This window comes from uncultured Alteromonas sp. (assembly GCF_963976965.1).
GTDB lineage: Bacteria > Pseudomonadota > Gammaproteobacteria > Enterobacterales > Alteromonadaceae > Alteromonas > Alteromonas naphthalenivorans.
On record NZ_CAXBMP010000011.1, the window covers coordinates 29,138 to 53,447 of the forward strand.

At 45.2% G+C, this 24,310-nt stretch carries 21 protein-coding genes; 16 read left to right on the forward strand and 5 right to left on the reverse strand.

Annotated elements, in window-relative coordinates:
* Positions 1-260 precede the first annotated feature (260 nt).
* From AAC006_RS10355 to AAC006_RS10390, 8 genes are read left to right on the forward strand one after another with little or no spacing between them, the layout of a single operon-like run.
* Positions 261-779: a phosphatase PAP2 family protein gene (locus AAC006_RS10355; RefSeq protein WP_013785913.1), complete on the forward strand. Its 519-nt coding sequence runs from the start codon at positions 261-263 to the stop codon at positions 777-779.
* A gap of 1 nt (position 780) precedes the next feature.
* Entirely contained in the window at positions 781-1,848 is a 1,068-nt protein-coding gene (locus AAC006_RS10360) for an MJ1255/VC2487 family glycosyltransferase (RefSeq protein WP_013785914.1), read from the forward strand.
* Positions 1,849-1,899: 51 nt separating this feature from the next.
* Positions 1,900-2,082: a lipoprotein gene (locus tag AAC006_RS10365; RefSeq protein WP_256770312.1), complete on the forward strand. Its 183-nt coding sequence runs from the start codon at positions 1,900-1,902 to the stop codon at positions 2,080-2,082.
* Entirely contained in the window at positions 2,082-3,332 is a 1,251-nt protein-coding gene (gene lysA, locus AAC006_RS10370; RefSeq protein WP_013785916.1) for a diaminopimelate decarboxylase, read from the forward strand. The genes AAC006_RS10365 and lysA overlap by 1 nt, the downstream gene beginning before the upstream one ends.
* Positions 3,333-3,367: 35 nt before the next feature.
* Positions 3,368-4,198: a diaminopimelate epimerase gene (dapF, locus tag AAC006_RS10375; protein ID WP_013785917.1), complete on the forward strand. Its 831-nt coding sequence runs from the start codon at positions 3,368-3,370 to the stop codon at positions 4,196-4,198.
* The gene (locus AAC006_RS10380) at positions 4,195-4,890 is read left to right on the forward strand and encodes a DUF484 family protein (protein ID WP_126872649.1); all 696 of its coding nucleotides are present in this window, start codon (positions 4,195-4,197) and stop codon (positions 4,888-4,890) included. Before dapF ends, AAC006_RS10380 begins: the two co-directional genes overlap by 4 nt.
* Before the next feature lie 5 nt (positions 4,891-4,895).
* Positions 4,896-5,819, forward strand: a complete 924-nt coding sequence (locus AAC006_RS10385) for a tyrosine recombinase XerC (protein ID WP_013785919.1) — start codon at positions 4,896-4,898, stop codon at positions 5,817-5,819.
* A 30-nt stretch (positions 5,820-5,849) separates the two neighbouring features.
* Positions 5,850-6,572: an HAD-IA family hydrolase gene (locus AAC006_RS10390; protein WP_339891268.1), complete on the forward strand. Its 723-nt coding sequence runs from the start codon at positions 5,850-5,852 to the stop codon at positions 6,570-6,572.
* Between the two features lie 42 nt (positions 6,573-6,614).
* Here the strand turns inward: AAC006_RS10390 and cysE are convergent, their stop codons facing one another.
* Positions 6,615-7,433, reverse strand: a complete 819-nt coding sequence (gene cysE, locus AAC006_RS10395) for a serine O-acetyltransferase (RefSeq protein ID WP_013785921.1) — start codon at positions 7,431-7,433, stop codon at positions 6,615-6,617.
* A gap of 321 nt (positions 7,434-7,754) precedes the next feature.
* Between cysE and uvrD the strand changes: the two genes are divergently transcribed.
* Together uvrD and AAC006_RS10405 are read left to right on the forward strand one after the other, a co-directional pair.
* Positions 7,755-9,926, forward strand: a complete 2,172-nt coding sequence (gene uvrD, locus AAC006_RS10400) for a DNA helicase II (RefSeq protein ID WP_339891269.1) — start codon at positions 7,755-7,757, stop codon at positions 9,924-9,926.
* Positions 9,927-9,962: 36 nt separating this feature from the next.
* A complete protein-coding gene (locus AAC006_RS10405; RefSeq protein ID WP_339891270.1) occupies positions 9,963-11,219 on the forward strand; it encodes a diguanylate cyclase in 1,257 nt (418 codons plus the stop codon).
* On the opposite strand, the gene rarD is transcribed toward AAC006_RS10405, so the two are convergent.
* The 3 genes from rarD to AAC006_RS10420 form a co-directional block, all read right to left on the reverse strand.
* Positions 11,207-12,157, reverse strand: a complete 951-nt coding sequence (gene rarD, locus AAC006_RS10410; protein ID WP_339891272.1) for an EamA family transporter RarD — start codon at positions 12,155-12,157, stop codon at positions 11,207-11,209. The two genes, AAC006_RS10405 and rarD, sit on opposite strands and share 13 nt — an antisense overlap.
* Positions 12,158-12,296: 139 nt before the next feature.
* A complete protein-coding gene (locus AAC006_RS10415; protein ID WP_339891273.1) occupies positions 12,297-13,634 on the reverse strand; it encodes a magnesium transporter in 1,338 nt (445 codons plus the stop codon).
* Positions 13,635-13,664: 30 nt separating this feature from the next.
* A complete protein-coding gene (locus AAC006_RS10420) occupies positions 13,665-14,159 on the reverse strand; it encodes a thioesterase family protein (protein ID WP_339891275.1) in 495 nt (164 codons plus the stop codon).
* A 162-nt stretch (positions 14,160-14,321) separates the two neighbouring features.
* On the opposite strand from AAC006_RS10420, the gene recQ reads away from it, so the two are divergent.
* The gene (gene recQ / locus AAC006_RS10425; protein WP_013785927.1) at positions 14,322-16,160 is read left to right on the forward strand and encodes a DNA helicase RecQ; all 1,839 of its coding nucleotides are present in this window, start codon (positions 14,322-14,324) and stop codon (positions 16,158-16,160) included.
* A 137-nt stretch (positions 16,161-16,297) separates the two neighbouring features.
* Here recQ and AAC006_RS10430 read toward each other — a convergent pair whose 3' ends face one another.
* Positions 16,298-16,966 (reverse strand): glutathione S-transferase, encoded by a 669-nt coding sequence (locus AAC006_RS10430; RefSeq protein ID WP_126872653.1) that lies wholly within the window; start codon positions 16,964-16,966, stop codon positions 16,298-16,300.
* A 206-nt stretch (positions 16,967-17,172) separates the two neighbouring features.
* Here AAC006_RS10430 and AAC006_RS10435 point away from each other — a divergent pair, with 206 nt between their 5' ends.
* The 5 genes from AAC006_RS10435 (at position 17,173) to AAC006_RS10455 (ending at position 24,187) form a co-directional block, all read left to right on the forward strand.
* Entirely contained in the window at positions 17,173-18,636 is a 1,464-nt protein-coding gene (locus AAC006_RS10435; RefSeq protein ID WP_126872654.1) for a YdiU family protein, read from the forward strand.
* The gene (locus AAC006_RS10440; RefSeq protein ID WP_013786032.1) at positions 18,624-18,932 is read left to right on the forward strand and encodes a DUF3630 family protein; all 309 of its coding nucleotides are present in this window, start codon (positions 18,624-18,626) and stop codon (positions 18,930-18,932) included. The genes AAC006_RS10435 and AAC006_RS10440 overlap by 13 nt, the downstream gene beginning before the upstream one ends.
* A 123-nt stretch (positions 18,933-19,055) precedes the next feature.
* Complete coding sequence (locus tag AAC006_RS10445; RefSeq protein WP_126872655.1) at positions 19,056-21,896, forward strand: EAL domain-containing protein; 2,841 nt, start codon at positions 19,056-19,058, stop codon at positions 21,894-21,896.
* 154 nt (positions 21,897-22,050) lie between these two features.
* Positions 22,051-22,665 carry a GTP cyclohydrolase II gene (ribA, locus tag AAC006_RS10450; RefSeq protein WP_013786034.1) on the forward strand — a complete coding sequence of 205 codons (615 nt, stop codon included), beginning with the start codon at positions 22,051-22,053 and terminating at the stop codon, positions 22,663-22,665.
* 163 nt (positions 22,666-22,828) lie between these two features.
* Positions 22,829-24,187 (forward strand): DUF3300 domain-containing protein, encoded by a 1,359-nt coding sequence (locus tag AAC006_RS10455; protein WP_126872656.1) that lies wholly within the window; start codon positions 22,829-22,831, stop codon positions 24,185-24,187.
* Positions 24,188-24,310 lie beyond the last annotated feature (123 nt).

The following is a 24,310-nucleotide window of genomic DNA, read 5'->3' on the forward strand; positions in this document are numbered from 1 at the left end:
GGAAACAGCAACAACCTTTCCACTAAATAGACTGCCACTCTTATTAGCAAAGACATTTTCACCTACTTAGCACGTAACTTGCTTACCTTTTTATAAAAGACTAACTCGCTAGCACACCGCACCTAATAGAAGTTAATACGTGCAGAACAGCCTGACCAACGAACCTTTTCATCTGTCATAAAGGTTTCTTTTTTCTGTCACTGGTTGGTCACAGAATGCTTTTAAATTGTTCAATAATCAATCGAAAGGGGGCAAGGCTAATGCTTCTTAAATCCTTGACCAAATACGATACAAATTTGTTCTATCGCTTATACAGTCTTACCGTAAAACGAGATTGTCGCAGTATCATCTGGTTATCAAAAACCGGAGATGGATACCTTTACTTGTTCATTGGCGCCTTATTATGGGCTTTTGAACCCGAGCATGGCGAACTTTTCCTCTACACAGCGCTGATGGCATATGCGCTGGAATTACCTATCTATGTGCTGCTTAAGAAAATGTTCAAGCGCCCGCGCCCTTGTGATTTTCTATTGGATTTAACAGCACATGTTACGCCATCCGATAAATTCTCTCTGCCCTCTGGGCATACTGCTGCGGCTTGCTTAATGGCAAGTATTGTAGCGCATTACTATCCACCATTCGCGGTACTGGCATACAGTTGGGCAGCCCTTATTGGCCTGTCTCGCGTCTTGCTAGGCGTGCACTACCCATCAGATGTAGTCGCAGGTATGTTACTTGGTATCACTATCGCATCGTTGAGTATTTCCATCCTGGGGTAACATGAAATTATTGTATGGCGTGCAAGGCACCGGAAACGGGCACATTGCTCGTGCACGAATTATGGCGGCAGCACTAGCCAAGCGTTCAGATGTTGAAGTAGATTTTGTTTTCACAGGTCGTGAACCCGATAAATATTTTGATATGGATGTATTTGGCGACTATCGCACCTTCACTGGCTTAAGCTTTATCACTAAAAGTGGCCGCGTAGACCGGTGGCAAACCATTAAAGAAGCTAATATCAGTCAATTTCTAAAAGACGTGAAACGTTTTGATGCAAGCGGATACGATCTTCTCGTTAACGACTTTGAGCCTGTCACAGCGTGGGCGGCAAAGCGTCAGCATATTCCGTCAATTTCAATTAGCCACCAAGCCGCATTTTCTTATGATGTGCCAAAATCTGGCGACACCATTATTGATCGGCTGCTAATGAAAAAATTCGCCCCTACCGACCTTCAATTAGGTGTCCATTGGTTTCACTTTAATCAACCGATCATTCCGCCTTTTGTGGCAGAGAAACCGCTATCAGTACCGGGTAAGGGTCATGTGTTGGTTTACTTACCATTTGAAGATGTTAGCGACGTTCAACAAATGCTGGAGCCTTTAAGCGACCAAAAATTTCAGTGCTTCCACCCCGATATTAGCGAAATTAAAGACGCGGGACACATTCAGTGGAACCCTACGTCAAAACAGCATTTCCAGCGTGCGCTACAGCATTGTAATGGCGTTATTGCGAACGGAGGTTTTGAACTTTCAAGCGAAGCCTTACAGCTAGGCAAGAAGCTACTTATCAAGCCTCTTCATGGCCAATTTGAGCAGCTATCAAATGTACTCACCCTTAATAAGCTTGACCTTTGCCACACCCTATTTCAACTGGATACGGATATTGTTGAAGAGTGGCTAGAAACAGCAGACATAGAAGCTATTCAATTCCCCGACGACCCTAATACATTAATTGATTGGCTGAAAAAAGGTGACTTGCAAGACACGCAAAGCCTATGTAATTCGCTGTGGAAAGAGGTTCGCTACGGCGATAAAACACAAGAACGCTTATTGTCTCTTGCATTTTAATCACGCAATGCGATGATAACGGCATTTATTGTCGTATTCGCGGGATTTTTCGTGCTTAAGAAGTGGGTTTTAGTTACATTCACAGCCATTCTACTTAGTGGTTGTGGTTATAAAGGGGCGCTGTATATTCCACAAGCGCCAGAACAAACGACGCCTACTGAAAAGCCAGACGAAACAGCGTCTTCACCAAACACGCAAAGCCAACCCGCCTCCACACCAGGAGAATCTCACTAGTGGATTTTTTCGCTTATAAAAACGGCCAGCTTTTCGCTGAAGATGTAGCCGTTGCAGATATTGCTGCACAGTACCAAACCCCTGTTTATGTATATTCACGGGCAACTTTAGAACGTCATTGGCATGCCTTTAATGATGCTATTGGTGAGCACCCTCACCTTATCTGTTATGCAGTAAAGGCCAATTCAAATCTAGGTGTACTCAGTACACTAGCCAAAATTGGCTCTGGTTTTGACATTGTTTCTGGTGGTGAATTAGCACGTGTTATTGAAGCCGGTGGCGATGCCAGCAAAGTGGTATTTTCAGGTGTAGGTAAAAAAGCAGACGAAATACGTTATGCGTTAGAGCAAGGCATTATGTGCTTTAACGTAGAGTCTGAGCCTGAATTGCATCGCATTAACGCGGTAGCAGAATCCCTTGGCAAAAAGGCGCCTATTTCGCTTCGCATCAACCCTGACGTAGATGCAAAAACGCACCCCTATATTTCAACAGGATTGAAGGCAAACAAATTTGGTATCGCCCGTGAACGCGCGTTGCAAACCTACGAGCTAGCCGCATCACTTCCTTACTTGAACGTAGTGGGTATGGACTGCCACATTGGTTCGCAATTGACTGAAATTGGCCCCTTTGTCGATGCACTAGAGCGTTTGTTGCTGCTTATTGATGAATTAGCCGAGCGCGGTATAACCATTGATCACTTAGATGTTGGTGGTGGCTTAGGTGTGACTTATAACGACGAAGAACCGCCGCATCCAAAAGCTTACGCTGCAGCGATGGCAGAAAAAATGGTGGGTCGAGAGAACCTTAAACTCATTTTAGAGCCAGGCCGCGCTATTGCCGCAAACGCGGGTATTTTAGTCACTGAGGTTGAGTTTATCAAAGAAGGTGAAGAGAAAAGCTTCGCTATTGTTGATGCCGCTATGAATGACCTGCTTCGACCTGCACTTTACTCTGCATGGCAGAATATCATCCCAGTAAAACAAGAAAGTACTGCTACAGCACGCAATTACGATGTGGTAGGCCCGGTATGTGAAACCGGTGATTTCATCGGTAAAGACCGTGAACTTGCTATCGAACCAACTGACCTACTAGCAGTGCGAAGCGCCGGTGCGTATGGCTTTGCAATGGCATCAAACTACAATAGCCGCTGCCGTCCAGCAGAGATTATGGTAGATGGTGATGCAACAATTGTGGTGCGTGAAAGAGAAATTCTAAAAGATCTCTGGAAAGGTGAGCACAAACTTACGTAAACTAGGGTTAAACTCAAAATAAAGATGCGCGGTTAATGCAGGTTCAGTTTTCAAAAATGCACGGTCTGGGAAATGACTTCATGGTGATTGATAATGTCACCCAGAACGTCTTTTTCTCGAAGGACAAAATACAGCAGTTAGCAAATCGAAACTTCGGTATAGGGTTCGATCAATTGCTTATGGTTGAACCGCCTTACGATCCTGAACAAGATTTTCACTATCGCATATTTAACGCTGACGGCTCTGAAGTTGAACAATGTGGTAATGGTGCTCGTTGCTTTGCGCGCTTCGTAAAGCAAAAAGGGCTAATTAACCGCAATAAAATTGTGGTGAGTACTAAAGCTGGGAAAATGGTGTTGTACTTGGAGAAAGATGGCCAAGTTACCGTGAATATGGGCAAGCCCGAATTCGAGCCAGCTAAAATTCCACTGAAAGCGAACAAACAAGAAAATACCTATATATTGCGCGTAAACGATAAAACCTTGTTTTACGGTGCCGTATCTATGGGTAACCCGCATTGCGTCATGGAAGTGGAAGATGTAGATACCGCGCCTGTTAAAGAAATAGGGCCCCTCGTTGAACGCAACGAACGGTTCCCAGAAGGCGTGAATGTGGGCTTTATGCAGATTATTAATGAATCGCACATTCGATTGCGTGTATTTGAACGTGGCTCGGGTGAAACCTTGGCATGCGGCAGCGGTGCATGCGCAGCAGTTGCAATTGGTCAGATTCAAGGTAAATTAAGCAAAGATGTTCGGGTAGATTTGCCCGGCGGCAGTTTACGGATCCGTTGGCCAGGCCCAGATAATGTATTAAAAATGACAGGGCCCGCCGACCATGTGTACGACGGACATATAAATTTATGAGTGAATTATCAGGACAAGCTAGCGCATCAGCGGTAGTAGACGTGTTTTCAGGCGACAGCGATGTTTCCTCAGAACAGGTTCGCACTTTTTTGTTAGAAAACCCTGATTTTTTTGCTCAATACCCAGAACTACTCGAAAAACTTAAAATTCCCCATTCGCATAAAGGCAGCGTCTCGCTGGTTGAAATTCAAAGTGAGCAATTGCGCAAAAAAGTTCGCCAGTTGAATTATAAACTTACGCAACTGGTGAGTATTGCCAAGCAAAACGAAAAAATTTACCGCGTATACACCGACCTAAACGTACAATTACTGCGTTGCGAAAGTGTGGCAGAAGTTCAGTTTACCCTTGAAGATGTGTTGCAAGAGCGTTTGCAGTTGTCTTCTGCGGTGATAAAAAGCTTCAAGGGCCCTCATGCTATTCCCGAGTTACAACGCAGGTTATTTACCGAAAAGCGCTTTAAAACGTCGAACTTTTTTTTCGGACGATTATCGCAGCACGAACGCCAGTTATTGTTTGCTGATAGTAGCGCAGAATCTGTTGCCCTAATGCTATTAGACGACAACCAAGAAATTGGTATTTTAGGTATTAGCAGCAGTGATCCAAGCCATTTCACCCCTGATATGGACACCTTGTTGCTACAACAGCTACAACAAGTGCTTAATATTATTTTGCCTGAGATGATGGGGTATTAGTTTTCGTGACAACGGAAACTGTACTGAGCGAACCTTGCCACCTTTGGCTTGAAAAGTTTCTTCTCCACCTACAAGTTGAACGCGGTTTATCGCCGCTTACTATCAGTAACTACCGCAGACAACTTACCAGCATAGCCATTACTTTGGGGCTTTACGAGTGGTCAGGTATGACGCCCTCTGATGTAAAGCGCGTGATGGCGGCAGCAAAAATGGACGGGCATAAACCCCGTAGCATAGCATTGCGGTTGTCAGCTCTTCGTACCTTCTGCCAATACCTTATTGATAACGAACAGCTGTTCAGCAACCCCGTGGAGGGTATTCAAGCGCCCAAACAAGGCAAACCATTACCTAAACAGCTTAGCGTTGATGAAATGCAGCAGTTGTTGGCAAATGAACAAGCCGCCAGCGGCGATACCGACGAAGGCATTATTTGCCGCGACGTAGCCATGTTTGAATTACTCTATGGCTGCGGACTTCGATTAAGCGAACTAACGGGCTTAAACTTAAGTGACTACCCGAAAGACGGTACCATTAAAGTGACCGGTAAGGGCAGTAAGCAGCGTATATTGCCCTTAGGCCGACAAGCGCAAAAGGCGCTACATGCTTGGCTTAAAGTGCGCCCTGCTTATGCTTCACCCTATGAACCCGCTATTTTTGTTAGCAAGCGTAAAACCCGCATTTCAAATCGCCAAGTGGCTAACCGGCTTAACCAAATGGCAGAGTTGCAAAGCCTTAGTCAGAAAGTAAGCCCACATAAACTGCGCCATTCTTTTGCCACGCACGTATTAGAGTCGAGCGGCGATTTACGGGCGGTGCAAGAATTATTAGGCCATGCCAATCTATCTACCACGCAAGTGTATACTCATTTAGATTTTCAGCATTTAGCCAAGGTTTATGATGCCGCGCACCCTAGAGCACATAAAAAATAATCCTCTTTTGAAAATAGGCCTTTAACTATTATGCAGTTCTTCAGAGCCATAAATTCCGTGAAGGCTATGACCTTCGACCTTGATGACACCTTATATAATAACGAACCTATTATTCGCCAAGCCGAAGCAGCATTGAATACGCATTTAAAGCAGTATCACCCCAAAGCAGCAGCATTAACTCCTACACACTGGCAACAGCTAAAGCGGGATGCTATTACGGCCAATCCTACTTATTCATCTGATATGGGAAAACTTCGCTTAGCGGTGTTAAATGCGGCTTTGATACATGATATTCCACCCCAAGACACCCACACGTTAGATGCTGCCGTGCAAGCCTGTTTCGACTGTTTTTATCATGCCAGAAGCGAGTTTGATTTGGCTGATGATGTGCATAAAACCTTATCAATTTTAAGTGAAAATATGACACTGGTAGGTATTACTAACGGCAATGTAAACGCTGACCAAATAGGTATTACGCCTTATTTCGATACCATTTTACATGCCAGCACTAGCCGACCTATGAAACCTTCACGAGCTATGTTCGATGAAGCAGCAAGCTTTATAGGAGATGCGCCGGAAAATATATTGCACGTGGGCGATAACATTATTAAAGATGTGTATGGGGCGATAAATGCGGGGTTTCAGTCTGCTTGGTTTGCATGCAACCGAGAAATGCATTTACCCCGTGAGAGAGCATCTGTACTCCCTCACGTGGCATTAGATTCGTTTAACGAGTTAGCTTACTTCTTGTAAGTAAATCAGTAAGTAGCGCTTTCTCTTAAGGTACTGGCGCGTTTAAGGCTTTTGCGAATAAGGCTGGTTGTCTTCTAACACGTTTTGGCGCATAGAATCGCAAGGGCGCTGGCATACCGGGCGTCCAACCACTTTAGCCGGCACACCGACTACTGTAACGTGCGGCGGTACATTGTCTAACACAACACTACCCGCTCCCACTTTAGAGCCTTCGCCAATTTCGATATTGCCAAGAATTTTAGCACCCGCGCCTACTAACACGCCTTGGCGAATTTTAGGGTGACGGTCACCCGACTCGTTCCCAGTTCCGCCAAGCGTTACGCTTTGCAAAATAGACACGTTGTCTTCTATAACTGCGGTTTCGCCCACCACTATACCGGTGGCGTGATCGAACATCACGCCTTTACCTATTTTAGCGGCAGGGTGAATATCTACGCCGAAGGTAGCCGAATTACGGCTTTGTAAGAACAAAGCAAGTTGATGTCTACCATGCAACCACAAGTAATGCGCCATGCGGTGAACTTGCACTGCGTGGAACCCTTTGAAGTGCAGCAATGGCACTAAGAAATCATCTACTGCGGCGTCTCGGGCACGAATAGCATTAATATCTGCCATTGCCGACTCACTAATTGACGGCTCTAACAAATAGGCTTCATCGAACACTTCACGAATGGCAATAGCCGGCATCACTTCATCAGCCATTTTGCTTGATAATATAAAGCTTAACGACGATTCAAAATTGTGATGTGCTGAAATACAGGCGTGAACATAGCTTGCTAGTAGCGGCTCGCTTTCTGCCACAGTTTGCGCTTCTTTTTTTAACGATAACCAAAAGTCAGTCGATGGAGAGAGTGCGTGCATGAGGCAGTTCCTGTAAAAATAAAGTTCAGAGCCCACTTAAATGCGGGTAAAAGGCCTACATTGTAGTAGGCAACATAATGGCTCGAAGTGTACATGAGCCACAGTTAAAACAACACCTACAGACTACGCTTCAAGCGTGAAAATTGTTCAACTTATCGATAACCTGCCCGTGAATACCGCTGGTATCGTCTAAACAAGGCTAAGTTCATCGCTAAAAATTCCCCTTAGCCGCTAAGCTTCATCAAACAGGCCTGTATAAATTCACAGTCAGCTGGCATAATGTTGCAGCATTGAAACTAGACAAATTAGGTTGACCATATTATGGATGTATCCCGACTGCTTGACGAGCTTAACGATAAACAACGTGAAGCGGTAGCAGCCCCTCTTTCTAACGCCCTCATATTAGCTGGCGCGGGAAGCGGTAAAACTCGGGTGTTGGTGCATCGCATAGCATGGTTAATGGAAGTGGAAAATATTGCCCCGTTTTCCATTCTGGCCGTAACCTTTACTAACAAAGCCGCGAAAGAAATGCGTGGCCGAATAGAGTCGTTGATGGGTCGTGGTCTGAATAATATGTGGATTGGTACTTTCCACGGATTAGCCCACAGGCTGCTTCGTGCCCACCATGCAGAAGCTAATTTACCAGAAAATTTCCAAATTCTTGACTCAGACGACCAATACCGTTTGATTAAACGTATTTTAAAAGCCATGAATTTAGACGAAAAGCACTGGGTGCCTCGCCAAATTCAATGGTACATCAACGGTAATAAAGACGAAGGCCTGCGCCCTCAACATATTGAAACCCACAATGACCAAACCCAACAAAAGATGCGTGAAATTTATGCCGCGTATCAAGACGCGTGTGACCGCTCAGGGCTTGTGGATTTTGCCGAGTTGTTGTTACGTGCTCACGAACTTTGGGCTAAAAACCCAGAAGTACTCGCCAATTACCAACGACGTTTCCGCGCCGTATTAGTTGACGAATTCCAAGATACCAACAACATTCAATACGCATGGCTACGCATGCTGTGTAGCGGCAATCAAAACAACATCATGATTGTGGGCGATGACGACCAATCTATTTACGGCTGGCGTGGCGCGAATGTTGATAATATTCAGCACTTCTTGAAAGATTTCAATAATCCCACAACCATTCGATTAGAACAAAACTACCGTTCTACCGGCACCATCTTGAAAGCCGCCAATACGGTTATTGATAACAACACAGGGCGGTTAGGTAAAGAGCTTTGGACCGACGGCAACGATGGCGAGCTCATTTCTGTTTATGCGGGGTTTAATGAGTTAGATGAAGCCCGCTTTATTGTGTCGAAAATTAAAGATTGGTTGAACCAAGGCAATGCGTTAAAAGACACTGCCATTTTATATCGCAATAACGCCCAGTCGCGGGTATTAGAAGAAGCCTTACTGCACCAAGGTACACCGTATCGCATTTATGGCGGCCTTCGATTCTTCGAACGCCAAGAAATTAAAGATGCACTTGGCTACCTTCGCATGATGAATCATCCTCATGACGATGCCGCCTTTGAACGTGTAGTGAACACGCCTACTCGCGGTATGGGTGAAAAAACCCTCTCACAGGTACGAGAAGCCGCCAGAACACATAACTGCTCAATGTGGCAGGCTAGCCAACTACTCATTAACGAAAACGCGCTCAAAGGCCGTGCACTTAATGCCCTTCAAAGTTTTGTGCTGTTAGTTACCGAGCTTGAACAAGCTACTGTAGACGAGCCATTAGAGAAACACGCCGACGTGGCCATTAGGCAGTCAGGCTTATACGCCATGTATCAAGCCGAACGCGGCGAAAAAGCCCAAGCGCGATTAGAAAACTTAGAAGAATTGGTTACCGCGTGTAAGCAATTTACCGTACCTGATGAAGCAGAAGAAATGACGCCGCTTTCTGCCTTTCTTGCTCACGCCTCGTTAGAAGCGGGCGAAACCCAGGCGGGTACAGACCAAGATGCCGTGCAGATGATGACAATTCACACCGCAAAGGGGCTCGAATTCCCTATGGTATTTATGGCCGGTGTCGAAGAAGGCATGTTTCCAAGCCAGATGACCAATGATGAACCAGGCAGAATGGAAGAAGAACGACGCCTGTGTTACGTGGGCATGACTCGCGCCATGGAAAAACTATATATTACTTATGCGGAAAGCCGTCGTTTATACGGGCAAGACAAATATCACACTGCATCTCGCTTTATTCGTGAAATTCCAGCTAACTGTGTTGAAGAAGTAAGACTCAAGTCTACAATTTCTCGACCGATACATAACCGATTCAGCCAAGCGACTTCACACGCCTCATTTGAAGAAACTGGCTTTCAGTTGGGCCAAAAAGTTGTTCACCGTAAATTCGGTGAAGGGATAGTACTAAACTACGAGGGCAGTGGTGAACACGCTAGGGTACAAGTTAATTTTGACGAATTTGGTACAAAATGGCTCGTTCTCGCCTATGCTAAATTGGAAAAAGCATAGCAATCTGGCAAGAAGCCTGAACCCAAGTAGAGAAATATGCCGCAAAATGTGCTGGTGATAGAAAACAGCGATAAAAATTTAGACGTTGTATCAAAACTTGTCAGAAAAGCAGGGCTAACCCCTGTTGGCGCTCACTCGTTAACGGAAGCGGGCGCACGTTTTGCGCTTATGATGCCTGAAAGTTTCTTGTGCGCCATTGTTGCTCATAACTTACCTGATGCGCCGAATGGCGAAGCCATCGACTTCGCTATTGATGCCTTTATTCCAGCCATAGTCACTACCGATACGCTAGAAGCAAAAACCCGAGACAAGGTCTTAGAAAAAGACGTCGTTGATTACATTCCCAAAGAAAACGCGCAAAATTACGATTATTTAAGCCGTTTACTGTTTAGGTTAGAGAAGAACAAATCTACCGGTGTTGTGGTTGTTAGTACACACCGCTCATCTAGACGAAAAATGCTGTCACTGCTTTATCGACACAACTTTGTGGTTTATGACTGCCCTACTGCCAGCGATGCTATGAGCATATTGGCTGAGCATGCGCATATCAGGTTGGTTATCACCGACAACGCGCTTCCAGATATGACGGGCACGCAATTTATTTCAGGCCTGCGTAAAGCCTTTTCAAAAGAGCAGTTAGCCATTATTGGGCTAGCAAGCGACCAACGCCCGCTTATGTCTGCGCATTTCATAAAAAGCGGCGCGAACGACTTTTTGCATTTACCTTACTGTCATGAAGAGTTTTTATGCCGCGTGATGCAGAATATTGAATATATCGAAAGCGTAGAAGCCATTCGACGTGCGGCCAATACCGATTACTTAACTGGGTTGCCTAACCGCCGTCATTTCTTTTATACCGTTACCGTGCAGTACAAAAAGCTTCCTGAGCAGCATGCTTTAGCGCTTATCGACCTGGATCATTTTAAACGTATTAACGATACCTACGGGCATGATGCGGGCGATCATGTGCTCAAAGCAGTAGCTAACCTATTGCAAGTGCATTTTAACGATACGCTGGTTGCACGTTTTGGTGGGGAAGAATTTTGCGTTTACTTGCCTAAAATCGACCTTAATAACGCACAAGAGCGGCTAAATAGATTCAGAATAGCGTTAGAGAAAATGCCAATTCAATTAGGCGAAGAAAGCGTGAAAGTAACCTGCAGTATTGGGCTTTGTAATACACCTACGCAAAATATTGAAACCTTGCTAAGTAGCGCAGATAAGCTTTTATACAAAGCAAAACATGCTGGGCGTAACCAAGTTTACCTAAACAGTGAAACTCAAGAAGTTTGAGTTTCACTGGTTACCTTAGCCGACTGCACCGATGCCTTTAGGGCTTTTCGCTTTTTTTTGTAGGCAATAAGAGAGTCGACACTAAATACTGCAAGTGCTAGCCACACAAAACCAAAGGTGATTAGCCTAGCCTCATCTAACGGCTCATCGTACAAGTAAACCGCCAGCACGAACATGAGTGTTGGCCCTATGTATTGCAAAAAACCTAAGGTTGAATACATGATACGCCGTGCTGCTGCGGTAAAGCATAACAAGGGCGCAGTGGTCACAATACCGGCGGCTAAAATAAGCATGTTTAAGCTAGCGTCGTTATTAAAAAGGTTGCTGTATTCTGAACCAAATAGCAGCCAATACCCTAAAGCTAAGGGTGATAACATTAACGTTTCGATAAAAAGGCCCGGCAAAGAATCTACCGCTACCTGCTTGCGTAAAATACCATAAATACTAAAACTGCCCGCCAATACAAGTGCAATCCAAGGCACATGACCGTAAGAGAAAATCAAAATAGCCACGCCCACGATGGCTAATACCACCGCCACTCGCTGAAACGTTCTTAGCCTTTCGCCTAGAAAAAGCCGCCCAAGAAAAACGTTAATAAGCGGGTTGATGTAGTAACCTAAGCTAGCATCCAATATGTGATCGTTATTTACTGCCCAGATGAACAGTAGCCAGTTGGCGCCTAGCAAAATGCCAGCGACCAATAACACCTGCATCACCTTTTTGTTGCGAAAGGCAGCCATGACCTTGGTCCACTGATTTAACGCCACAATTAACCCTACAAGCACCAATACCGACCAAATTATACGGTGCATTAGAATTTCTGCTGCCGGCAGTACAGTAAGTTGTTTAAAGTAGATTGGCGCTATGCCCCACATGGTGTAAGCCGCAATGGCACACATTATTCCGACTTGGGCAGCACTGGCTTGCTGAACGCGCATAGTTAGCTATCACTTTTTTAGGGCTAGAAAAAGGCGCCTAGTGTTCATTACCTTACTTAAGAAAGCAAGCCTATCACGCCCAGAATGGGGTATTTACAGACAAAGTTAGTCTAGTGGAGATGACAACTTATAGTTCCAGCTATACCAGAAATAACGTTCCCAAACCTAAAAAGGCAACAAAGCCAACAATGTCAGTCACGGTGGTAAGAATAACTGATCCAGACAACGCGGGATCTATCTTAAGTCTGTCCAAAATAAACGGCACAAACACACCGGCAAGAGCAGCCGCCACAATATTAAAGAGAATGGCTAGGCAAATCACCATGCCAAGTAGCGCATCGGCAAACCAGAAATAGGCCACTATGCCTATCACCAACGCCCATATCACGCCATTTAGCCCCCCAACTTTGAGTTCTTTCATCATAAGTGCACGTAAGTTGGCTGGCGTTACTTGCCCAAGTGCCAACCCGCGCACAATCAGTGTAAGCGTTTGGCTACCTGCTATACCGCCCATACTGGCGACCACTGGCATGAGTACCGCAAGGGCAACCACCTGCTGCAAGGTAGCTTCAAACAGCCCGATAAACCAAGACGCTAAAAACGCGGTAAGCAAGTTGATACCTAGCCACAATGCACGGTTTCGCGCACTTTTTGCCACAGGTGAGAATAAATCTTCGTCTTCATCCATACCTGCAGAGGCCATGACTTGCCGCTCGTAAAACTCGTTCATTAACTCACTGGCCGAAGCGATATCTAAACGACCAATAAGTTTGTTCGATTCATCTACCACGGGTAACGACGATAGCCCCGAGCGCTGCACCTGTAATGACGCGGCGGTAGACTCATCAGTGCCCACTAGCATAGTGACATTTTCTTCGGCCATGCTAATCAGTGAACTGTGTTCTTGCGCCGCAAAAAGACGATGAATTTTCACCAGTGCGGTAAATTGACCAGAACGGTTCACCAAATAAATACTATCGCAGTGCTGAGGTATGTCTCGTCGTAATAGGCGTAAGCCTTCTTTCACTTTTGCATTGGCCGGTAGTACTAGCAACTCATGACTGACCCAGTGACCCACTTGTTCGTCGGGAAACTGCGTCGCTTCGCGGAAATACTTACGTTCTTGGCTATCAAGGGCTTCGTATGCGACATCAACTAACCGCGTGGGTAATGAGTCGAGGAGTTCAAGTAAGTCTTCTGCGTCAATATCAGCAAAGATAGACGCCCACTCGTTATGCGGCGTGGCGTCGATAAGAATTTCACGGGGATCGCTTCGCATTTCCACCAGCACGCTAAGCTTGCGATCACGTGGAATGCCATCCCAAACGACGAGACGTCGCTCTAGGGGTAACGATTCTAATAAGGAGGCAATGTAGACAGTATCCTGCCCACTTAATGCGGTAAGAATAGACGCTGGGTCATCACCCATACCATCTGTTACAAACTCTTCGATAAGATCGGGTAATGGCTCCGCCACTCGACACCTCCAAAATGCATTATATACCGGCTACCCCAACATATAGGTACCCGTACCAAAGGCAATATGATCGCCTTTTTCGTTGTGAAGCTCCATCCTACAAACCGCCAACTTAGCGCCGCCGCGAATAACTTTTGCCGTAGCAATAAACCGCTCTCCACGACCCGGTCGCAAATAGTCAACGCGCATATCTACGGTACCCATTCTCGGTAGACGGGTTTGCAAGCTTGCTAGGTCAGCATCGTTAGTTCGTTTAATCGCTTCGATAATAGCGACCAAGCCGCCTATGGTATCTAGCATAGTGGCTGTCACGCCGCCATGAAGAATTTTTTGCAGTGGATTTCCGGTTAAGGCTTCACGCCAAGAAACATGAAGTTCTATGCTGTCACTTTCTACCCCTTCATTCGGGCGAACAAACTCTAACCCTAATAACTGGTTAAACGGCATAGTATCACGAAATAAACTAATAACATGTGCAATCATATCGTTGCGGCTAGGCATATTTTTATTGTCTGAAGTGCGCATATTGCATCCTTTCTTATGAGTAGCATTACATCGACGTTAGCCTACTTTTAAGGGATGCACTGTTTTAATTTATTATACCTTTTCATATGACTTCTGAATTTTAGTCCAGTTTTTGCGTTTGTTTCGTGAAGAACGATAGAAAAACGCGTAAAATCCCCCGCCATGACTACTGTAATTGCCGACACCACTATTAGTTCTCCCGTTCCCGATGCGCTAACCCCTGAAAACGTTTTAAAAAATGTGTTTGGGTACGATGAATTTCGCGAGGGACAAGGAGACGTCATCCACCATGTATGCCACGGTGGAGATGCACTTGTATTGCTACCTACCGGTGGTGGAAAATCTATGTGCTATCAAATTCCAGCGCTTATCCGCGCAGGTACTGGCATTGTAGTGTCGCCACTTATCTCGTTAATGCAAGATCAAGTAGAACAGTTAAAAGCCTTGGGTGTGAAAGCCGCTTACCTAAATTCAACACTTAGTCAGGAAGACCAAGCCAGTATTTCAGAGCAAATGGTGTCTAACCAGTTAGACTTATTGTATGTCTCTCCTGAACGATTGCTTCAATTTGGCTTTCAGCAAACGCTTCGTACTACAGAGGTAGCCTTATTTGCTATCGATGAAGCCCACTGCGTCTCCCATTGGGGGCACGATTTCAGGCACGACTACCGGGCCCTCGGCCAGATTAAAGCCCGCTTTCCTGATATCCCTGTTATTGGGTTAACGGCTACCGCAGACATCGCTACCCAAAGCGATATTCTCACCCAACTGCAACTTAATGACCCCCTAGTTTATAAAGGCAGTTTCGATAGACCGAATATTCGTTATCGGGTGATGTCGAAGTACAAAGCCTTCGAACAGGTTGTTACTTACGTTAAGCAACAAGAAGGCAGCGGGATTATTTATTGTAATAGTCGCGCCAAAGTAGACGACTTACATGCCAAGCTATTCAAGCAAGGTTTTCGCTGCGCGGCGTATCATGCGGGTATGGATGCCGACGAACGAGAATTAGTTCAGCGCCAGTTTTTGAACGATAAAATTGATATTGTTGTAGCCACGGTCGCCTTCGGTATGGGGATTAATAAATCGAACGTGCGTTACGTGGTGCATCACGATGTACCTCGCAGTGTTGAAAGTTACTACCAGGAAACAGGCCGCGCAGGACGAGACGGCCTTGAATCTGAAGCCATGCTGCTGTTCGATGAAAAAGATGCGGCTCGGGTACGTCAGTGGATTGAGCAAGGTGAGCAGGCCGATAGAAATGCCATCGAACTTCAAAAGTTTGCGGCCATGGAGGCCTTTTCTGAAGCGCAAACCTGCCGCCGACAGGTGCTGCTTAACTACTTTTCTCAATTTAGTGACAGTGCCTGCGGCAACTGTGATATTTGTCTAGATCCACCCACCATGATTGACGGCTTGGTCATTAGCCAAAAAGTACTGTCTTGTATTCTTCGGCTTTCACAGCAAGCCTCTACCCAATACCTTATTGATGTACTGCGCGGCAAACAGCTAAAGCGCTTGCAAGAAGCTGGGCACCACCAGCTTTCAACCTATGGTATTGGCAAAGACAAATCTGACAGCTATTGGCACAACATGATTAATCAGCTTATCCATAAGGGGTTAATACGGGTTGATATTACCGCCAACGCTGCGCTTCGCTTAACCGAAGCTGCCCGCCCTGTATTAAAAGGCGAAGTGGCCGTACAGCTAGCGGTACCTAGGTTAGAATTCAAGCCAGATAAAAAGGCGAAACAAGCGCCGGCTAACTACGACCGCACCTTATTTATGCGCTTAAAGCACTTACGCAAAGTGCTGGCAGAAGAAAACGAAGTGCCGCCTTATGTGGTATTCAGTGATGCTACGCTGGTAGACATGGCCGCTAAGCTCCCGACCACCCGCGATACTATGTTAGATGTAAGCGGCGTAGGGCAAACCAAGCTATCGCGCTACGGCGACGCCTTTATGCAGTTGATAAACGATTACATTCATCGTGAACAATAGCGGCAGTATTTAGTTAGCATATGGGTTTAGCTAAATCCTATTCCTCGCCAGAGCCTATACCCACAAAGGCCTGCATCTAAACAGGCCTATATTTAAATAAACCTACATCTAAACAAAGAAGGGCTCAACATTGGGTATTAGGCGTATGCGTACTCACCGCCTTTTTCTAGCGCTTGCTTATACGCAGGCCTTGCATGTACCCGTTTCACGTATTCCCGAATGGCAGGAAAATCTTTGGCATTCCCACTTGCCACTAATGACTCTAATGGAAATATCATTTGTACATCAGCTCCGGTGGGTTGTTCACCGGCAAACCACGTGTGATGGGCAAGGTAAGACTCTACATAACGCAAGCTTTGGGCTAAATTGGGCCCATAATAGGCATTTAAAATTCCATCGATTAACTTATTCGTAATAGGTTTGATAAAGAAAGGTTTAGACCCTTTTTGACGGGCCTTTTCAAGCACCAACCTAGCTACCAAGGGTGGCATTAGCGAGCCTTCGGCAAAGTGTAACCAAAATAAATACTGCTGCAGATTTTCACCGCTCTCAGGAGAGGTAAAATTTGTTTGTCCATGCTGGCGAACTAAGTACTCGACAATGGCGCCCGACTCAGCAATTGCCCCTTCAGGGGTAGTCAGTACAGGCGAACGACCCAGTGGATGTACTGCACGTAACGATTCCGGCGCAAGATTAGTGATGCTATCTCGCTGATAGTGTTCAATATTATAATCAACGCCTAGCTCTTCCAATAGCCATAAAATACGTTGAGATCGAGAATTATTTAAGTGATGTAACGTGAGCATAATGCTTCCTTTAGGCCCTAATAAGGCCGTTTTTTATTATTGCTAGCTTATGTCTTTTATACACGTTTTATAGAGGGGAAGTTTAATTTTAATCTGTGATAAGTTGCACTGTGTCTCACTGATGTAAATGGCGCTTTTATTAGCCTTCACATTTTGCTACTTTCCGCCCTATAGATTGTGACACGCCATCGGGAAACGACTAACTAATGGGTTTATTAAATCGCTATGCAGAAACCCTATCGGAACTGGGTAGCTTTGTACTTCCAGCACCGCTTAAAGACATGCGAGTAGGCTTGTTTAACACCACCCTAGCCAACGAGCTTGCACTTCCTGAACACTTGCTGCAGCCTCAAACTATGCTTGATTGGCTACACTCTCCTGTTACGCCCCTTACACAACAGGCATTTGCACAAAAATACGGTGGCCACCAGTTTGGTCAATGGAACCCTGAATTAGGCGATGGCCGTGGACTGCTTTTAGCAGAAGTTATCGATTCAAACGCGCAGCCCCACGATCTCCATTTAAAAGGCGCCGGCCCTACCCCCTACTCTAGGCACGCTGATGGGCGTGCCGTACTACGTTCTACATTAAGGGAGTATATTGGCGCTGAGGCACAGCATTATTTAGGTATTCCCTCTAGCCGTTCGCTGTGTCTTTTTACTAGTGAAGATACCGTGTACCGAGAGCGCCCTGAAACCGGTGCCATGATGATAAGAACCGCCCCTAGCCATATCCGCTTCGGTCACTTTGAATATTATTTTTATGCCAGTCAAAAAGATAAATTACAGCGGTTACTCGACTTCACCATTGAGCATCATTTTGCCGAATGCAAAGCGGCAACAAATCCTTATGCTGCTTTACTAGGCGCAGTAGTAACGCGTACTGCTAGATTAGTCGCGTTGTGGCAAACCCACGGTTTTGTGCATGGCGTAATGAACACAGACAATATGTCTATTCATGGCATTACCTTTGATTATGGGCCGTTTGCCTTTTTGGATAATTACGAGCCTGGCGCGGTCTTTAATCACTCTGACCATCAAGGCCGCTATGCCTTTAATCAACAGCCGGGTATTGCCCTTTGGAACTTAAATGCCCTTGCCCATGCCTTTTCAGGACATTGCTCTGTTGATGAAATAAAAGCCGCTTTATCTACCTTCGAGCCAACTTTCATTTCCCAATATCAACACTTGATGCTATCTCGTATGGGCATTGAGACTAATGAGAAAGAGCAAAGCCTTGCTGTCATGCAGTCTTGGCTACAAATACTTGAGACCAAGAATCTAGATTACACGTATTGCTTCCGTCAGTTGGCGTTGGCAGATATAAACAAGGCTCAGTGTCCTTTTCACGATATCTTCGTTAGTCAGGAAAACAGGTTCAAACAAGTAACACTTGTTGATCAAGAAAAAGCAGATGCATGGTGGGAAAGCTACCGTAAGCTGCGTTTAGCAAGAGAAGAAGAAACTGAGCTCTTGTCGCTAAACCCTGCGGTCATTCCTCGTACACATTTACTTCAACAGGCGATTGAATTAGCCGAAAAGGGTGACTTCTCACTCTCTGATTCTTTGTTAGAAGCTACTAGCACACCATATGATGCTAGATGGGATACGCATCCCTTTTCAAAGCCACCTTCATCATCAACGAACACGAGTTTGTCATGCAGCAGTTAACCATTCAAAACCTCAAAGCCTTGTCGAAAATAAACGGCCACGCTTTGTTTATCGATACCCCACTTCCCAGTACACCGTTAAAAACTCAGCAATGGGAGCAAACCTTCTGTACGCTTTTTAATTTAACCGCGACAAATCAAGAGTGGGGAGCCGACCGCTATCAAGTTACGTTAAGTAACGGCAGCTTCAGCTGTATGTTGTTTATCGAATGGCTTTGCGAAGCCATTTGGCTTGAGCCAATAGGAAGTAATGAAAATGCGCAGGACCTGTATGACTATCTATTTGATGAAACGTGAATGACTTTTCATCATTCTTTTCATTATTTCTTTCCCCAAAAACAGGATCTTCCGTTACTATTAGTTTACTGATCTTTGAGAATTTACGTTAATAAGGTAGCTATGCCATTCAAAAGAAAAGGAATGTTGGCATTCTTCATTGCTTGTATCACCTTATCTACTTGGGCGTTAAGCGACGCCATCCAAAATTCGGCTGTTGCATCAGAGCTTACCATTGACCAATCTTTTCGTGTCGCCACCATTAACGAAAGCAGTTCGTTTTTTGTCGCGCATAAATCCATGACGTACTTAGATGTCCTTCATCCTTCTAGCCCCTTAACCAGCAGTATTCCGCTTGATAGAAATAATAGTCGACTCTGGATTTCTAATGAATTAAGGAACGAGGGATTTAGCACTATTCCCCTAGTGCTAAATATAGACAGGCTTAATATTAACGACCTTCAAATTTATTTGCTTGATGGCAATGCTCGAATCATTAAGTCTTATCGTTACCAAGCGGGTAAAGGGGATTTTTCACTAAAGAAACCTTTCTCTGCCATCCGCTTAAGCTTTTCACTAACGCCACAAGAAAATGTTCGGCTGGTTATTGGCGTATATGATGATGGTCTTCGCTATTTCCCAATTTCGCTATGGGAAAAACAGGCGATTGAACAATACGATGAAACCTTGCTTATTCTACTTGGCATCGTACTGGGTATGCTCACGGTATTAACTGGCTATTTCCTGCTGTCTTACTTATATCAGCGCACCCCAGCCCGTTTCTGGTTGGCGGTAACCAACTTTGTATTGTTTGCGCTGTTTTTTATGGCGCAAGGCGGGCTTGCGACATGGCCTTCTTTAACTAATGCGAGCGAAATAACCTTTGCGGTACTCATTAGCCTTAGCTTTGTGACACTCGCAAAAGTGACCCACAGTTTGTTTTCCCCTATTCCATTAGTGCTAAGAATACTTACCTTTGCACTCCCTATTGGTATGGCTATCGCGGCAGTATCAACGAGCGCGTACGATGCAACCCGCATCCTTTTTGCCGCCAGCCCGTTTATTGCTGCTTATCATATTGGCTTAGCATTTATTTTTAAGGATAAACAAAATCTTGCATCAAGCCGATTGTTCGCCTTCGCCTGGGTGTTCGTATTCATGCTTTATGCGGTATTCGTAAAAATCGCCTTCGACAATGCCTTTTACACCGCCCCCATTGTCATGATTATTCTAACCCTGCTGACCTTGTCCCTTCTTTGCATCGGGTTTGCCGTTGAATTAAAAGAGCAGAACGTGAGCCGGTTACGATTGTCTGAAAGTGAAGCTACGATCAGCAGCCTTCATCACTTTTACGATTTGTTTAGAAATTCCAGTGAAGGCCTTTACACCTCTACCCTAGACGGGGAATTAAAGACAGTTAACCCTGCCATGTGCGCCCTGTTTGGCTATACCGATGAAGCGAAAATGTTAGCAGAAGTAAAAAACACCAAGCAGTTTTACGCTAATGCGGAAGACCGCGACGTACTGGTAGGAGAACTACTTCATAGCGGGCAGGTAGCGGCGCGGGAAATTAAAGGAATGCGCGCCAACGGTAGTGCATTTTGGTTTTCCATATCTTGTCAGGTACGAGAAAATGAAAGTGGTAGTTTTTTATATGGCTCTATTATCGATGTTACGGAGAAAAAGCAGTCAGACTCTAGTCTACAATTTATGGCGACACACGACTCGCTAACTGGAGTTTATAATAGGCGTCAGTTTGAAACTACTCTGACCGCTAGACTAAGCGAGAAGTCACCCATTCCACCGTGCGTGCTGTATCTCGATTTAGATCGCTTTAAAATTGTTAACGACACCTCTGGTCATAAGGCAGGCGATGCCCTTATTAAAGATATTGCTCACTTGCTAGAAAAATCACTTCCTAATGAGGCAATGCTAGCGCGGATAAGCGGCGATGAATTTGGTGTTATTTTTGAAAACCAGCCTGAAGAACAAGCTTACTTACAGGCAACCGCATTATTAAATGCCGTTCAGGATTACCGCTTTTCATGGGAAAACCGCATATTTAGCTTGGGGGTTAGCATTGGCATGGTAGTGTGCACCGACCCCGACGCCAGTGCAGAGCAATATATCTGCATGGCAGATGCCGCGTGTTATTATGCCAAAGAGCAGGGGCGTAATCAAATTCATAAGTACAGCAAAGACGATGAAAGCATGCTGCGCTACCAAAATGAGCTGGATTGGGTAAACAGCATTCAATCGGCATTATCAGAAGACAGATTCTTACTTTACTACCAGCCGCTTAGACCATTAAGTCGACCCAATGACGGCCATTATTATGAAGTGCTTCTGCGCATGAAAGAAACTGATGGTCGCATTGTAGAGCCCGCCGCATTTCTGCCTACCGCTGAACGCTTCGAGATGAACGTGAAAATAGATAAGTGGGTTATTGTTAATACCTTTAATTGGCTAAGTGAGCATCCCGAGCATTTGGCTGAACTCAAGCGCTGTAGTATTAATTTAAACTGCCATTCCTTAGCCGACAGAGACTTCAAACTTTTCGTGTTAAACGCGTTTGAGCGTTATAAAATACCTTACGATAAAATTTGCTTCGAGATGATTGAGTCTGTCGCCATTATCAAGATGGAATACACTATCGACTTCATGCGTACTTTCCATCGTTTAGGCTGTTCATTTGCGTTAGATGATTTTGGCAGAGGGTTTGCGTCATATGGTTATCTAAAACACCTGCCTGTCGATATTGTCAAAATTGACGGTACCTTCATTAAAGACATGCGAGCAGATCCTGTTGATGTCGCTATGGTGTCTTCCATTAAAGATGTCGCCAAAGCCCTAGGAATGCAGACTGTAGGTGAGTTTGTAGAGTCTGATGCCACTATGACACAGCTAGGTAATATGGGCATCGATTTCGCCCAAGGTTACGGTGTAGCTGAGCCCGCGTTGCTTGACGACTTCAAACCGTTATAACCTAAAACCGATTAGGCTATGGTATTGCTACACTTTAAAAGGGGTATATTGTAACATTCGCGAATTAATGAATGGGGAGCTGTACCTGTCTCAAGCCCTTGTAAAAGGCAAGAACACCCCCACATAACGCTTATGATCCAGGTGTAGAAGTAACATGAGCAGCAAACAACCTAAATACGAATATGTCAGTTCCGCAAAATTACCCACTCGTCATGGTAATTTTAAAATCCATGGTTTCGTTGAAACCAGTGGACAGGAGCACGTGGCGCTTTCCTATGGTGAATGGAAAGAAAACGATGTAGTGCCGATCCGCATTCATTCTGAGTGTCTAACGGGAGATGCACTTTTCAGCACCCGTTGCGACTGTGGTTTTCAGTTAGAAAAAGCCATGCAAAACATTGCCGAAAATGGTTTTGGTGTGTTGCTTTACCTTCGTCAGGAAGGTCGTGGTATTGGGTTGCTGAATAAAATTCGCGCTTATAATTTACAAGATAGCGGCATGGATACGGTTGAAGCCAACGAACATTTAGGTTTTGATGCCGACTTACGTAGCTATGATATTTGTAAGCTAATGCTTGATACCTTGGGTGTACAGCGCGTTGAGTTGATGACCAATAATCCCAAGAAGCTAGCGGCGTTAAAATCGTTAGGCATTGATGTAGTGGCACGTAAACCTATCGATCATGGTATTACAAAAGACAATAAGAACTACATCAAAACCAAGACTGAAAAACTTGGACATGCATTCGACCCCCACTCTTTTAAGTAAGTCACTTTTCCATTCAATCTATTCCAACCTGAATAACATTAATTCAGGTTGGTTCAGGTTACGTTAATACCAGAAGCGTTATAACACATACAGACTTTGTGACATTGCCTGTAAAAAGTGCTTAGTTTAAGCATTTCCATGCAGAGTAATGTAAGGAGAACGTATGAAAAAACTGACTTTAGCTTTACTCGTAGCCATGGGAACCCTATCTACTTCATTCCCCATGCTGGCTTCAGCATCAGTTGAGCCAGAAACTAAGGTAGATAACTACCAGTATTCAGACGCTGAGCTAGATAGCTTACTTGCGCCTATTGCACTTTACCCTGACACCTTGCTTACTCATATTATGATTGCGGCCACCTACCCTCTTGATGTAGTGGCAGCAGACAGGTGGCGTCAAAGCAATTTGCACCTTACCCCTGAACAAGTAGAGCAAGCGCTAGACCCGGTTACTTGGGATCCGAGTGTAAAAGCCTTGGCTGCATTTACCGATATTCTGCACACCATGGCCGAAGATCTTAATTGGTTACAGCAACTTGGTGATAACGTGCTAATTAGTGAAGCCCGTGTACTGGATAGAGTGCAGTTGCTTCGCCAACACGCCCTTAACACCGGTAACTTACAATCGAATGATTATCTTGAAGTCGAACGTGAGATAGAACAAGAGCGCAGCGTGATTGTTATCGCACCTCGCCATAGAGATGTGGTTTACGTGCCTTACTACGACCCGCTTATTGTGTTTGGGCTTTGGTCTCATGCCATAGCGCCTGTGCACTGGCATCATAGGGTTAGCTACCGTCATCGCGGGAATTTTTTCTGGGCACCGCAAGTTAGGCTTTCAAGCTTCTTCTATTTTGGTGGTATTCGTTGGAGCAATCGCCATGTAGTGATCCACAGAGAACCAGTGCGCCATTATTACAGAGGCACCCCCAATAAACGCGTTTATAGCAAAGGTTATCAGCGCTGGCAGCATAATGCTGACCACCGCAGAGCCCGCTACTCTAACCGCGTAGTACATAGTGCGCCTAAACGATATAGCGCCAATCGTTCAGTGAAAGTAAGAAGCAACGAGCGTGGTAACACTAGGGTTATCAACGCTAAGTCTTCAAGGCACACGCAGACAAGCATTTCTCAAAATAATCATCGAAACATACAACACAATAACCAACTTAAAGGGCAAACTTCGCGCAATGTAAATGTGGCAAACAAGCAGTTAAAAACACCACGAACAGTCACGACTACTAAGACCATGAAGCGTGAGAGTAATAAGGCTTCAGGGCAGAAGTACCAGCAAGGCGCTTCTACTCATGTAAAGCGGGCGCAAACTAGCGCTAGAAATACGCAAACTAGGGATACTCGTACAGCGTCTAACCGTTCGTCAATGTCGCAACAACGTGCTACACGAAATGTTGATCGCAGCACTAGTCGTGACAGAAGCGTAAGTCGAGAGAGAAGCGTAAGCAGGCAAAGCAACGTTAACCGTAACAGAAGCGGGCAAAGCAAATCTCATTCACAGAAGTAGGTTGAGACTAAACCGGTTGAGGCAAACACGCCACCAACGTAAAAACCAAACGCGCCTTGTTCATACAGGCGCGTTTGTTTTTAGATGGCAAGCGGCTTTATCTCTGCGTAGTATGAGGTAACT